12 protein-coding genes are annotated in these 13,826 nt (G+C 67.1%); all 12 read left to right on the top strand.

What is annotated here, in order from left to right; genetic code table 11:
• Genes bchB through hemA form a run of 12 tightly spaced genes read left to right on the top strand, consistent with a single transcriptional unit; the run spans nt 1 to nt 13,738 of the window.
• Nucleotides 1–1,557, top strand: a complete 1,557-nt coding sequence (bchB, locus tag ACQR07_RS30700; RefSeq protein ID WP_434905812.1) for a ferredoxin:protochlorophyllide reductase (ATP-dependent) subunit B — start codon at nt 1–3, stop codon at nt 1,555–1,557.
• Entirely contained in the window at nt 1,532–5,122 is a 3,591-nt protein-coding gene (locus ACQR07_RS30705; RefSeq protein ID WP_434905813.1) for a magnesium chelatase subunit H, read from the top strand. The genes bchB and ACQR07_RS30705 overlap by 26 nt, the downstream gene beginning before the upstream one ends.
• Entirely contained in the window at nt 5,119–6,024 is a 906-nt protein-coding gene (bchL, locus tag ACQR07_RS30710) for a ferredoxin:protochlorophyllide reductase (ATP-dependent) iron-sulfur ATP-binding protein (RefSeq protein WP_434867620.1), read from the top strand. Before ACQR07_RS30705 ends, bchL begins: the two co-directional genes overlap by 4 nt.
• A 12-nt stretch (nt 6,025–6,036) precedes the next feature.
• Nucleotides 6,037–6,738 carry a magnesium protoporphyrin IX methyltransferase gene (gene bchM / locus ACQR07_RS30715; RefSeq protein ID WP_434905814.1) on the top strand — a complete coding sequence of 234 codons (702 nt, stop codon included), beginning with the start codon at nt 6,037–6,039 and terminating at the stop codon, nt 6,736–6,738.
• Nucleotides 6,735–8,165 (top strand): BCD family MFS transporter, encoded by a 1,431-nt coding sequence (locus tag ACQR07_RS30720; RefSeq protein WP_434905815.1) that lies wholly within the window; start codon nt 6,735–6,737, stop codon nt 8,163–8,165. Before bchM ends, ACQR07_RS30720 begins: the two co-directional genes overlap by 4 nt.
• Before the next feature lie 19 nt (nt 8,166–8,184).
• On the top strand, nt 8,185–8,964 hold the full coding sequence (puhA, locus tag ACQR07_RS30725; protein WP_434905816.1) for a photosynthetic reaction center subunit H: 780 nt from the start codon (nt 8,185–8,187) through the stop codon (nt 8,962–8,964).
• Between the two features lie 26 nt (nt 8,965–8,990).
• Entirely contained in the window at nt 8,991–9,611 is a 621-nt protein-coding gene (puhB, locus tag ACQR07_RS30730; protein WP_434905876.1) for a photosynthetic complex putative assembly protein PuhB, read from the top strand.
• 16 nt (nt 9,612–9,627) lie between these two features.
• The gene (gene puhC, locus ACQR07_RS30735) at nt 9,628–10,095 is read left to right on the top strand and encodes a photosynthetic complex assembly protein PuhC (protein WP_434905817.1); all 468 of its coding nucleotides are present in this window, start codon (nt 9,628–9,630) and stop codon (nt 10,093–10,095) included.
• Nucleotides 10,092–10,397 carry a hypothetical protein gene (locus ACQR07_RS30740; protein ID WP_434867615.1) on the top strand — a complete coding sequence of 102 codons (306 nt, stop codon included), beginning with the start codon at nt 10,092–10,094 and terminating at the stop codon, nt 10,395–10,397. Before puhC ends, ACQR07_RS30740 begins: the two co-directional genes overlap by 4 nt.
• On the top strand, nt 10,394–11,455 hold the full coding sequence (gene acsF, locus ACQR07_RS30745) for a magnesium-protoporphyrin IX monomethyl ester (oxidative) cyclase (protein ID WP_434905818.1): 1,062 nt from the start codon (nt 10,394–10,396) through the stop codon (nt 11,453–11,455). The genes ACQR07_RS30740 and acsF overlap by 4 nt, the downstream gene beginning before the upstream one ends.
• A 13-nt stretch (nt 11,456–11,468) precedes the next feature.
• Nucleotides 11,469–12,530 (top strand): putative photosynthetic complex assembly protein PuhE, encoded by a 1,062-nt coding sequence (gene puhE / locus ACQR07_RS30750; protein ID WP_434905819.1) that lies wholly within the window; start codon nt 11,469–11,471, stop codon nt 12,528–12,530.
• A complete protein-coding gene (gene hemA, locus ACQR07_RS30755; protein ID WP_434905820.1) occupies nt 12,527–13,738 on the top strand; it encodes a 5-aminolevulinate synthase in 1,212 nt (403 codons plus the stop codon). The genes puhE and hemA overlap by 4 nt, the downstream gene beginning before the upstream one ends.
• Nucleotides 13,739–13,826 lie beyond the last annotated feature (88 nt).

Raw genomic sequence — 13,826 nt, forward strand, 5'->3', positions numbered from 1 at the left:
ATGCAGCTGTCGGTCTGGACATATGAGGGACCGCCGCACATCGGAGCGATGCGCATCGCCACCGCGATGCGCGACGTGCACTATGTGCTGCACGCGCCGCAGGGCGACACCTACGCTGATCTGCTTTTCACGATGATCGAGCGCCGCGATCGAAGGCCGCCGGTCACCTACACCACCTTCCAGGCGCGCGATCTCGGCGGCGACACCGCCGATCTGTTGCAGAGCGCGGCGCGGTCAGCCTATGAGCGCTTCCAGCCGCAGGCGATGCTGGTCGGCGCGTCCTGCACCGCCGAGCTGATCCAGGACGACCCCGGCGGGCTGGCGCAGGCGTTGAAGCTTCCGATTCCGGTGATCCCGCTGGAGCTGCCGGCCTATCAGCGCAAGGAGAATTGGGGCGCCTCGGAAACATTCTACCGGATTGTACGGGCGTTGGCTGCGTCTTCCGCTGATGGCTCCCCCCGCCGTGAACGGGAGGCGGGCGCTCGTCCAGTCTGCAACCTGCTTGGTCCGACGGCTCTCGGCTTCCGTCACCGCGACGACCTCGCGGAAGTGACCAGGCAGGTTGTGGAGCTCGGCATCGAGATCAATGTTGTCGCGCCGTGGAACGCGACGCCGGCCGATCTCGCCCGCCTGCCACACGCCGATTTCAACATCGTGCTCTATCCGGAGATCGCGCTCACGGCCGCGCAATGGCTGAACCGCCAGTTCGGCCAGCCCTACACGCGCACGATCCCGATCGGTGTCGGCGCCACGCGCGATTTCATCGCCGAAGTCGCCGCTCTTGCCGGCGTCGATGCGGCGCCGGTGCTGGCCCGGACCGAGAGCCGCCTGCCGTGGTACTCGCGCTCGGTCGACTCGACCTATCTCACCGGCAAGCGCGTCTTCATCTTCGGCGATGCCACCCATGCGGTGGCCGCGGCGCGTGTCGCCACGCAGGAGCTCGGCTTCGAGGTCGTCGGCCTCGGCACCTATGCCCGCGAATTCGCCCGCGAGATCCGCGAGGCCGCGGCTCTCTACGGTGTCGAGCCGCTGATCACGGACGATTACCTTGAGGTCGAAGCCCGCGTCAGCGAGCTGCGCCCCGAGCTCGTGCTCGGCACGCAGATGGAGCGCCACATCGCCAAGCGCCTCGGCATTCCCTGCGCAGTGATCTCGTCGCCGACCCATGTGCAGGATTTTCCGGCACGCTACTCGCCGCAGATGGGATTCGAAGGTGCCAACGTGCTGTTCGACACCTGGGTGCATCCGCTGATGATGGGCCTGGAAGAGCATCTGCTCGGCATGTTCCGCGAGGATCACGAGTTCGCCGATCACGCGCCGTCGCATCTCGGTGCCGCGCCGGCGGCGCCGCCGCAGCAGCCGCAGCTGCGCGTCGTCGAAACCGTCACCACCAACGAGCTCGCCTGGGCGTCCGACGCCGAGCGCGAGCTGACCAAGATTCCGTTCTTCGTGCGCGGCAAGGCGCGCCGCAACACCGAACGCTACGCGCGCGAGCGCAACGTCAACCTGATCACGCTCGAGACCCTGTACGATGCCAAAGCGCATTTCGGTCGCTGACGTCACACCCATCCGGGTGGTGATCGTGACGATGGACAGCCATCTCGCCTCGGCTGCCGTGCGCGCGCGTGCGACCCTGCAGGCCGAGCTGCCCGGCCTCGATCTGAAGGTGCACGCCGCCGACGAGTGGTGCTGCAATCCGAACGCGCTTGAGCATTGCCTCGCCGACATCGCGACCGGTGACATCGTCGTCGCCACCATGCTGTTCATGGAGGACCACATCCAGCCGGTGCTGCCGGCGTTGCAGGCCCGCCGTGATCAGTGCGACGCCATGATCGGCTGCCTGTCGGCCGGCGAAGTGGTGCGGCTGACCCGGCTCGGCAAGCTGACGATGTCGGGCTCGGCGACCGGCGTGCTCGGCCTGTTGAAGCGGCTGCGCGGCAGCAATCGCTCCGGAAATTCCAGCGGCCAGGGCCAGATGAAGATGCTGCAGCGGATGCCGCGCCTGTTGCGCTACATCCCCGGCACCGCGCAGGACCTGCGCGCCTACTTCCTGACGCTGCAATACTGGCTCGCCGGCTCCGAGCAGAACTTTGCGAACATGGTGCGCTTCCTGGTCGGCCGCTACGCCGACGGCCCGCGCGCCTCGCTGCGTGGCAAGCTCAGTGCCGCCGAGCCGGTGACCTATCCGGACGTCGGCCTCTATCATCCGCGGCTGCCGCAGCGGATCGTGGAGCGTGCCGATCAGGTGCCGCTGCCGCCGAAGCCGGTCGGTCGCGTCGGCGTCATCCTGATGCGGTCCTATCTGCTCGCCGCCAACACCGCGCATTACGACGGCGTGATCTCCGCTCTGGAGGCGCGCGGGCTTGCGGTCGTTCCGGTGTTCGCCTGTGGCCTCGACTCGCGTCCGGCGATCGAACGCTACTTCCAGAAGGACGGCGTCGCCACCGTCGATGCCGTGCTCTCGCTCACTGGCTTCTCGCTGGTCGGTGGGCCCGCCTACAACGATGCGCGTGCGGCCGAGCAGGTCATGGCCGGGCTCGACGTGCCCTTGATCGCGGCGCATCCGCTGGAGTTCCAGACCGTCGAGCAATGGCACGAGGATGCCCGCGGCCTGACGCCGGTCGAAGCCACGATGATGGTCGCGATCCCCGAGCTCGACGGTGCGGTCGGTCCGACGGTGTTCGGCGGCCGCTCGGCGATGGCCGATGCCGGCCGCGACATGGCCGCGCTGCCCGAGCGCGCTGCGCAGCTCGCCGCGCGCGTCGCCAGGCTGGTCGAGCTGCGCCGCTCGGCGCGGGCGGAACGCAAGATCGCGGCCGTGCTGTTCAACTTCCCGCCCAACGGCGGCAGCGCCGGCACCGCGGCCTACCTCTCGGTGTTCGAGTCGCTGCACAATGTGATGACCTCGTTGCGTGCCGCGGGCTACACGATCGACGTCCCGGCAACCGTGGACGAACTCCGCGCGCGCGTGCTGAAGGGCAATGCCGAGCGCTTCGGCACGGTCGCGAACGTTGCCGCGCGCATTCCGGTCGATCAGCATGTCCGCCGCGAGCGCCATCTCGCCGAGATCGAGAAGCAATGGGGCCCGGCGCCCGGCCGTCACCAGACCGACGGCGGCAGCCTGCTGGTGCTCGGCGAGCAGTTCGGCAATCTGTTCGTCGGCCTGCAGCCCGCCTTCGGCTACGAGGGCGATCCGATGCGGCTGCTGTTCGAGCACAGCTTCGCCCCGACGCATGCCTTTGCCGCGTTCTATCGCTGGTTGCGCGAGGATTACCGCGCCAACGCCGTGCTGCATTTCGGCACCCATGGTGCGCTCGAATTCATGCCGGGCAAGCAGGCGGGACTTTCGGCCGAATGCTGGCCGGAGCGGCTGATCGGCGATCTGCCGAACTTCTACATTTACGCATCGAACAATCCGTCCGAAGGCGCGCTCGCCAAGCGCCGCGGCGGCGCCACCTTGATCAGCTATCTCACGCCCTCGATCACCAGCGCCGGGCTTTACAAGGGCCTCGCCGACCTGAAGTCCTCGCTCGATGCGTGGCGCAACCTGTCGCCGGAGGCGACCGAGCAGGTGAGGGCCGACAGCGCCGCGCTGATCCAGGCCCAGGCTGCTGCGGTCGATCTCGCGGTGGCCGAGCCGGCGTGGGACGACGAGCGCGACGCGCGCATTGGGGCGCTGTCGGCGAGCGTGCTGGAACTGGAATATTCGCTGATCCCGCACGGCCTGCACGTCGTCGGCTCGCCGCCGCCGAAGGAGCAGCGCGCCGAACTGCTCGATCTGGCCGGCATCACCGACGCCGCCAAGCGCGTCGAGCTCGACAGGCTGCTCGCGACCGACAGCGAGACGCCCGCGATCCTGCATGCGCTCGACGGCGGCTACATCCGTCCGGTGCCCGGTGGCGACCTGCTGCGCAACACCGATGTGCTGCCGACCGGACGCAACCTGCACGGCTTCGATCCGTTCCGCATTCCCAGCGCCTTCGCGCTGAAGGACGCCGAGCGCCAGGTCGGGCGGCTGCTGGCCCGCCATTCCGGCGAAGGCCACAAGCTGCCGGAGACGATCGCGCTGGTGCTGTGGGGCACCGACAATCTCAAGACCGAGGGCGGGCCGATTGCGCAGGCGCTGTGGCTGATGGGCGCCGAGCCGCGCCACGACAGCTACGGCCGCCTCTGCGGCGCCAAGCTGATCCCGCTGGAGCGTCTGGGACGTCCGCGCATCGACGTCGTCATCACGCTGTCCGGCATCTTCCGCGATTTGATGCCGTTGCAGACGAAGCTGCTCGCGGAGGCCGCGCTGCTTGCTGCGTCGGCGGATGAAGCGGCCGAGTTCAACTACGTGCGCAAGCATGCGCTCGCCTTCCAGGCTGCGCATGGCGGCGAGATCAAGGATGCGGCGCTGCGCGTGTTCGGCAATGCGGAGGGCGCCTATGGCGCCAACGTCAACCATCTGATCGATTGCGGCGCCTGGACCGACGAAGACGAACTCGCCGACGTCTATACGCGGCGCAAGGGCTTTGCGTACGGTACTGATGGCCGCCCCGTGCGGCGTGATGCGCTGCTCGGTCATGTCCTGGCCGGCGTCGATGCCGCCTATCAGAACGTCGACTCGGTCGAGCTCGGGGTCACCACGATCGATCATTATTTCGATACGCTCGGCGGCATCAGCCGTGCGGTGAAGCGCGCCAAGGGCGAGGCGGCGCCAGTCTATATCGGCGACCAGACCCGCGGCGAGGGCACCGTGCGCACGCTGTCGGAGCAGGTCGCGCTGGAGACCCGCACCCGAACGCTCAATCCGAAATGGTACGAGGCGCTGCTCGCCCACGGCTATGAGGGCGTGCGCCAGATCGAGTCGCACGTGACCAACACGGTCGGCTGGTCGGCCACCACGGGCCAGGTCGCGCCCTGGGTCTATCAGCAGATCACAACGACCTTCGTGCTCGACCCCGCGATGCGCGAGCGTCTTGCCTCGCTCAATCCGGCGGCGTCCGCGAAGATCGCCAACCGTCTGATCGAGGCGCATGAGCGCAATTACTGGACCCCGGACCCCGAGATGCTCGACGTGCTGCGCAAGGCCGGGGAAGAGCTCGAAGATCGCCTCGAAGGCGTAGGAGTTGCCGCATGAACGTCACCTTGAGACCTCCGCTGACGACAGCGCCGCGCCGCCCCGACGGGGCCGGTAGTGTCCAGGTGCAGCTCGACCCGAACGTGGTCATCGGCACCGCGAAAGTGTTTTCTGTTTATGGCAAGGGCGGCATCGGCAAGAGCACGACGTCGTCGAACCTCTCGGTGGCGCTGTCCAAGCTCGGCAAGCGCGTGCTGCAGATCGGCTGCGATCCGAAGCACGACTCGACCTTCACGCTCACCAAGCGTCTGGTTCCGACGGTCATCGACATCCTCGAGCAGGTCAACTTCCACTCCGAGGAACTGCGTCCCGATGACTTCGTCTATCAGGGCTACAACGGCGTGATGTGTGTCGAGGCGGGCGGGCCGCCGGCCGGCACCGGCTGCGGCGGCTATGTCGTCGGCCAGACCGTGAAGCTGCTCAAGGAGCATCATCTGCTGGAAGACACCGACGTGGTGATCTTCGACGTGCTCGGCGACGTCGTCTGCGGCGGCTTCGCGTCTCCGCTGCAGCATGCAGACCGCGCGCTGATCGTCGCCGCCAACGATTTCGACTCGATCTTCGCCATGAACCGCATCGTCGCGGCGATCCAGGCCAAGTCGCGCAACTATCCGGTACGGCTTGGCGGCGTGATCGCCAATCGCAGTGCCGCGACCGACCAGATCGACAAGTTCAACGAGCGCATCGGCATGAAGACGCTGGCGCACTTCCCGGATCTCGACGTCATCCGCAAGAGCCGGCTGAAGAAGTGCACGCTGTTCGAGATGGAGCCGTCGCCGGACGTCGAGCGCGCCCAGAACGAATATCTGCGGCTCGCGGCGTCGCTGCTTGCCGGCGTCGAGCCGATCCAGGCCTTGCCGCTCAAGGACCGCGACATCTTCGATCTCCTGGGCTTCGACTGAGTGAGGCTGGCAATGACGACCGCGCAATATCTCGCCCGCCGCAATGAAGTGGAGACCTACTTCGACCGCACCGCGGTCGCCGCCTGGACGCGGCTGACCTCGGATGCACCGGTCAGCCGTATCCGCGCCACCGTGCGTGCCGGCCGCGACGAGATGCGGCGGACGCTGCTGTCCTGGCTGCCGCTCGATCTGCGCGGCGCGCGCATCCTCGATGCCGGCTGCGGCACCGGCAGCTTCTCGATCGAGGCGGCCCGTCGCGGCGCCGACGTCGTCGCCGTCGACATATCGCCGACGCTGATCGAGATCGCGCAGAAGCGGCTGCCCGACGACATCAGCCGCAAGGCGATCCACTTCGTCGCCGGCGACATGCTCGATCCCAAGCATGGCGGCTTCAACTTCGTCGTGGCGATGGACTCGTTCATCCACTACCGGGCCGAGGATGCCGTGCGCATCGTCGCCGGTCTCGCGGGCCGCACGTCCGATGCGATCCTGATGACCTACGCGCCGCGCACGCCGCTGCTGGCGGTGATGCATGCGGTCGGCGGCGTGTTCCCGCGCGGCAATCGCGCGCCGTCGATCGAGCCGGTCGCCGAACAGAAGCTGTACCGGCTCATCGCCGACAACCACGATCTCGCCGACTGGCGCTGCGCCCGTAACAGCCGCATCGCCAACGGCTTCTATATCTCGCAGGCGCTGGAGCTCCGCCCGTCATGAGCGTGCGCGTACCATCGGTCATGCAAGCGTGGATGCGGCTGTCGTCGCGCTATCTGCCGTTTGCGGACGCCGCCTCGACCGAACTGCCGCTGTCGCGCCTGATGCGGCTGTCGCTGTTCCAGGTCTCGATCGGCATTTCGGTGGTGCTGCTCAACGGCACGCTCAATCGCGTCATGATCGTCGAGCTCGGCGTGCCGTCCTGGCTGGTCGCCACCATGGTGGCGCTGCCGCTGGTGTTCGCGCCGCTGCGCGTGCTGATCGGCTTCAAGTCCGACCATCACCGCTCGGTGCTCGGCTGGCGTCGTGTGCCCTATATCTGGATGGGGACACTGCTGCAGTTCGGCGGCCTCGCCATCATGCCGTTCGCGCTGCTCTTGCTGTCCGCGGGCGACGCGCCGGGACAGGTGATCGCCGGCCGTATCGGCGCCGCACTCGCCTTCCTGCTGGTCGGCGCCGGGCTCCACACCACGCAGACCGCCGGCCTGTCGCTCGCGACCGACATCGCGCCCGAGCATTCGCGGCCGCGCGTCGTCGCCTTTCTCTATGTCATGCTGATGTTCGGCATGATGGCCAGCGCGCTGACCTTCGGCGGGCTACTCGCCGAGTTCAGCGAGATGCGCCTGATCCAGGTCATCCAGGGCGCCGCGGTGACCGAGATGGTGCTCAACGTCATCGCGCTGTGGAAGCAGGAGGCGCGTGATCCCGCGCGCACATCGGCTGCCCGCGAGCGTCCGCGCTTCGGCGATTCCTGGCGGCAGTTCCGCGATGCCGGCGGCTCGATGCGCGTGCTGGTCGCGGTTGGCTTGGGCACCGCCGGCTTCACGATGCAGGACATCCTGCTCGAGCCGTACGGCGCAGAGATCCTCCATCTGACCGTCGGCGAGACCACCGCGCTGACCGCGCTGTTCGCGGCTGGGACGCTCGCCGGCTTCGGCCTGTCGGCGCGCCGGCTCGGCAAGGGCTCCGACCCTTATCGCATCGCGGCCCTCGGCGGCCTCGTCGGGTTGCTCGCCTTCTCAGCCGTGATCTTCTCGGCGCCGCTGGCCTCGCCATTGTTGTTCCGGATCGGCACCACCTTGATCGGATTCGGCGGCGGCCTGTTCGCGGTGGGCACGCTGACCGCGGCGATGGCGCTGGTGCAGAACGGCGAGAGCGGGCTTGCGCTCGGCGCCTGGGGCGCGGTGCAGGCCACCGCGGCAGGTGTTGCGATTGCCGGCGGCGGCGCCATTCGCGATGTGATGTCGCAGCTCGCGCTCGATGGCCGGCTCGGCGTCGCGCTCGCCGGTCCCGCGACCGGCTACAGCATCGTCTACCACATCGAGATCGGGCTGCTGTTCGTCACTCTCGCGGTCATCGGGCCGCTGGTGCGTCGGCAGGCCGCGCCGCAACAGCAGCTGCACTTTGGAATAGCGGAATTTCCAGGATAGCCCAGTCGGGGAGGAAGCCATGACGTCTTTCACGAGCTACATCGATGTCGCGCAGGTCGTACTTTACGGGTTCTGGATCTTCTTCGCCGGCCTGATCTTCTATCTGCGCACCGAGGACAAGCGCGAAGGCTATCCGCTGCAGTTCGAGGGCCGGGTCGGCCGTCAGACCGCTTCGAGTGGTCAGGGCTTCCCGGTGCCGCCGAGCCCGAAGACCTACCACATGCATGGTGGTCGCACCGCGACCCTGCCGAATTGGGACAACGACCGTGCCGATGCGCCGGTGACGCCGATGTATGCCTGGCCGGGCACGCCCTATCTGCCGACCGGCAACCCGATGCTCGACGGCGTCGGCCCGGGCTCCTACGCCGCGCGCAAGGACGAGCCGGAGCTGACGATGGACAACATCCCGGCAATCGTGCCGCTGCGCGTCGACGGCAGCATCTTCATTGCGGCGGAGGATCCTGATCCGCGCGGCATGCCGGTGATCGGCTGCGACGGCAAGCTCGGCGGCAAGGTCCGTGAGGTCTGGGTCGACCGCGCCGAGATGCTGATCCGCTATCTCGAAGTCGAGGTCGCAGGCATCGCCGGTCGCCACGTGCTGTTGCCGATGACCATGGCGATCGTCGACAAGTCGCGCAAGGCGGTGCTGGTCGATGCCATTCTCGGTTCGCAATTCGCCAACGTGCCCGGCCTCGCCAAGCCCGACCAGGTGACCAAGCTCGAGGAAGACAAGATCGTCGGCTACTACGGTGGCGGCCATCTCTATGCGACCGCTGCACGCCAGGAGCCGCTGCTGTGAGTACGCGCAAGGAAATGGATACGCTGATGCTGCCGGAGGGCGAGCGGCTGCTCTGGCAGGGACAGCCGACGGTGAAGGCGCTGCTGCTGCGGGTGTTCCACCTGCGCCTGGTGCTCGCCTATTTCGCAGCGCTGTTCGGCGCCCACGTGGTGTCGGGTTGGCTGGCGCATCAGCCGCTCGTGGCATCGCTCGCGACCGCGTCGTCGCTGGCGATGCCGGTGGCGGTTGCGACCGCGCTGCTCACCGGCCTCGCCGTGCTCTATAGCCGCACCACGCGCTACACCATCACCTCCAGGCGCGTGCTGCTGCAGTTCGGTGCCGTGCTGCCGATGACCTTGAACGTGCCGTTCAAGCAGATTGCCCGGGCGGACGTGAAGCTGTTCTCGGACGGCTCGGGCGACCTGCCGCTCGGCGTCATCGCCGAGCAGCGGCTGTCCTATCTGCTGCTGTGGCCGCATTCGCGTCCGTGGCGGCTCAACGAGGTCGAGCCGATGTTGCGTGGTGTCCCGAATGCCCGCGACGTGGCCGAGATTCTCGCCAAGGCGCTGGTCGCAGCGTCCGACGGTGCCGTCGCGGCGCAGCCGCTTGCGGCAGCCAATGGTCAGCCGCAGGGTGCGCCTGCGGGGGCCGTCGCCAACGCGGCGTGATGAGGAGGAGGGCTTCATGAGCCAAGCCGAGGGTCATGTCGAAGCCGAGATCATCATCCCGAAGGGCGCGCTTCGCGCGGCGATCGCACTGGTCGCCTTCGCGCTGCTCGCTGCCGCGGTCGGTCGCCTGACCGGACTCGGTACCGTGCGCGTCGATCACGTTGCGGCCGTGCAATCGGTGCCGTTGCGGTTCGAGGATCGCGCCGATGGCGGCATCTCCGTGGTGGCGCCGGACAGCGGCAAGGTCGTCGGCGTCGTCGAGGCTGGCAGTGACGGCTTCCTGCGGACCGTCCTGCGCAGCATGGCATTCGACCGCCAGCGCCACGCCATCGGCTCGGGGCCGGCCTTCACCATCAACCGCTGGTCCGACGGCCGTCTGAGCCTGGATGATCCCGCGACGGGGCGGCGCGTCGATCTCGCGCCGTTCGGCGCCGACAACAAGCGCCGCTTCACCGAACTGATGACGATGGGAGAAACGCGATGAAAGGACTATGGGCCAACGAGCCCCGCCGCTTCGACATCGGCTGCAGCATCGAGGTCGAGCAGACCTCCGAGACCCTGCATGCCCATGTCACGCTGGACCGCGACGTCAACATTCGACCGGGCGACGAGGTCGTCATTCATGGCGATCCGATCACGGTCAAGTTCGGCGAGCAGCTCAATCTGCGCCGCACTGCGACCGTGGTGCGGGCAGGTCCCTTGAAGCGCGCGATGATGCATGTCGCGGGCTATCTCGAACTCACGGAATTGTACGACGTCAGCTTTTCGGACGGGAGGGTCAGATGATCGCAATGGAAGGCGGATCCGGCAATATCTCCACCAAGATGGCGCTGGAGGACACGATCCTCACGCCGCGGTTCTATACCACCGATTTCGCGGCGATGGACCGGCTCAACGTCGACCTGGTGCGCCGCGAATGGGATGCGGTCATGGCCGAGCTGCGCGCCGATCACAACCGCAAGCACTTCGTGCGCACGCCGGAATTCGAGAAGGATCTGAACGAACTGCCGGAGGCGCTTCGCGCGGAGTTCAAGGACTTCCTGGTGTCCTCGCTGACGGCCGAATTCTCTGGCTGCGTGCTCTATGCCGAGATCAAGAAGCGGATCACCAATCCCGACATCCGCGAGCTGTTCCAGTTCATGAGCCGCGATGAAGCCCGTCACGCCGGCTTCATCAACGAGATCCTCAAGGATCACGGCATCGGCGTCGATCTGAGCTTCCTCACCAAGACCAAGAAGTACACCTACTTCAGGCCGAAGTTCATCTTCTACGCGACCTATCTGTCGGAGAAGATCGGCTATGCCCGCTACATCACCATCTATCGGCAGATGGAGCGGCATCCGGAGCGCCAGTTCCACCCGATCTTCAAGTGGTTCGAGCGCTGGTGCAACGACGAGTTCCGCCACGGCGAGGCGTTCGCGCTCCTGATGCGCGCCGATCCGAAGCTGCTGAGCGGCCTCAACAAGCTCTGGATCAAGTTCTTCCTGCTGGCGGTGTTCGCCACCATGCATGTGCGCGATCACATGCGGCCGGCCTTCTATGAAGCGCTCGGCATGCCGGTGGAGGAGTACGACATGCGGGTGTTCCGGATCACCTCGGAGATCTCGCGTCAGGTGTTCCCGGTGATGCTGGACATCGACAATCCGCGCTTCTGGGCCGGCTTGAACCAGCTGCGCCAGGTGTCGGAGGCGATTGCCGAGGCCAAGGCGCAGGGTGGTGTGATGGGAGCGATCAAGCGCACGCTGCTGCCGATCAAGGCGGCGCTGACGTTCGGCCGCCTCTACATGTTGCCGGCCAAGAGCAACGAGCTGCCACGGGAGATCAGGCTGCAACCCGCCTGGTGACAAGGAGCCGGCCATGGGCGCGACCGCGATTGCCATTCCCTATGTCGTGTTCGTCTGGTGGTTCTCGACCGGCGCCGTGCTGGCGCTGGTCGGGCTCGCCGCCCGCTATCCGGCCGCGTTCAAATGGGGCACGGCCGCGGCGTTCGTCGCGGCCCTGTTGGGCGTCACGGTATCCAGCCAGGCCGCCGCTGACGCCAATGCCTATTGCGCCTTCACCTGCGCGATCCTGCTGTGGGGCACCGTGGAGATGTCGCTGCTCGCCGGCTGGATCACCGGGCCGCGGCCCGAGCCGTGTCCTGGCGACTGCACGCCGGCCTCCCGCGTCGGCTTCGCGCTGCAGGCGATCGCCTATCACGAGCTGGCGCTGATCGCGACCGCGGGACTCGTCTTCGCGGTCACCTCTGGTGCGCCCAACCGCCTGAGCTGGTGGACCTTCGCCGCGCTGCTGGTGCTCAGGCAGAGCGCCAAGATCAATCTGTTTCTCGGCGTACGCACCCTGAACGACGAGCTGCTGCCGCAGCAGGTCCGCTTCATGCGCAGCTACTTCGCCAAGAAGTCGATCAATTTGCTGTTCCCATTCTCGATCGCCGCCGCTGCCACCGCGACCGTGCTGGTCGCCGCCGCCGCGCTCGGCGCCAAATCCTCGTTCGACGGCGTCGCGCTGTCGCTGCTGGCATCGCTGATCGCGCTCGGCCTGCTCGAGCACGGCTTCATGGCGCTGCCGATGCCGGTCATCAATCTCTGGCGCTGGAGCGCGCCGGTCGAGCCGGCGCTGGCAACCGTCGCGGCCATCCCGGTGCCGCTACCTGCGCCTGCAGTGCCTCTGGCGCGGCCGACGCTGGCCGTGGTGCCGCCGACGCCGGAAGCCGAGCGTCCCGCGCCGCCGCCAAAGGCATCCATGTCGGCGCAAAAGAACGCCGCCGCCTTGGCGCGGCAGCGGCTGGAGGAGCAATTCCGCCAGGCCTATCGCCAGGCGCGCGCCGATGCGCAGGCGCAAACCATCACCGGACTGGCCGCGGTGTCAGTCACGACACCGGTCGATCCGAACACGACAGCACAGGGGGGAGTACCATGAACTACGAAGACTATTTCCGCCGCCAGCTCGACGGTCTGAGGCGCGAAGGACGCTATCGCGTCTTCGCCGATCTCGAACGCAAGGCCGGCGCCTTCCCGATCGCGACCTATCGCGGTCCCCATGGCGAGCGTGACGTCGCGGTGTGGTGCTCCAACGACTATCTCGGCATGGGCCAGCATCCCAAGGTGCTGGAGGCGATGCACGAGGCGCTCGACCGCTGCGGCGCCGGCGCCGGCGGCACCCGCAACATCAGCGGCACCAATCACTATCACATCCTGCTGGAAGAAGAGCTCGCCGATCTCCACGGCAAGCAGGCGGCGCTTCTGTTCAACTCCGGCTACGTCTCGAACTGGACCTCGCTGTCGACTTTGGCGGCGCGGATGCCCGGCTGCGTGATCCTGTCCGACGAGCTCAACCACGCCTCGATGATCGAGGGCATCCGCCACAGCCGCTGCGAGACAAGGATCTGGCGCCACAACGACGTCGCCGACCTCAGGGACAAGCTGTCTGACCTCGATCCGAAGGTGCCGAAGCTGATCGCGTTCGAGAGCGTCTATTCGATGGACGGCGACATCTCGCCGATGTCGGACATCTGCGACGTTGCCGACGAGTACAACGCCATGACCTATCTCGACGAGGTCCATGCCGTTGGCCTGTACGGCCCGCGCGGCGGCGGCATCTCCGAGCGCGACGGCGTCGCCGATCGCCTGACCGTCATCGAGGGCACGCTGGCCAAGGCATTCGGTGTCATCGGCGGCTACATCACCGCCTCGAACACGGTCTGCGATTTCGTCCGCAGCTTCGCCTCCGGCTTCATCTTCTCCAGCTCGCTGCCGCCGGCCGTCGCCGCGGGTGCGCTCACCAGCATCCGCCATCTCAAGTCCAGCAATGTCGAGCGCGCCCGGCACCAGGATCGCGTCGCGCGGCTGCGCCGCCGGCTCGATGAAGCGGGCGTCAGCCATCTCGACAATCCGAGCCACATTGTGCCGGTGATGGTGCGCGATGCCGTGCTGTGCAAGCGGATCAGCGACATCCTGCTCGACCGCTACGGCATCTACGTGCAGCCGATCAACTATCCGACGGTGCCGCGCGGCACCGAGCGGCTGCGCATCACCCCGTCGCCCTATCACTCCGACGCCGACATCGAGCATCTGGTCGGAGCTTTGTCCGAGATCTGGGCCGAGATGGGCCTCGCCCTGGCGGCCTGACGAAGGAGGATTTGCACGGCGTTTGAGCCAGATCAATTTGTCAATCCAACTTGACGTTAAGATGGTTGGACAAATTGATAATCGGGGG

The organism is Bradyrhizobium sp. HKCCYLS20291 (assembly GCF_051167715.1).
Taxonomy (GTDB): domain Bacteria; phylum Pseudomonadota; class Alphaproteobacteria; order Rhizobiales; family Xanthobacteraceae; genus Bradyrhizobium.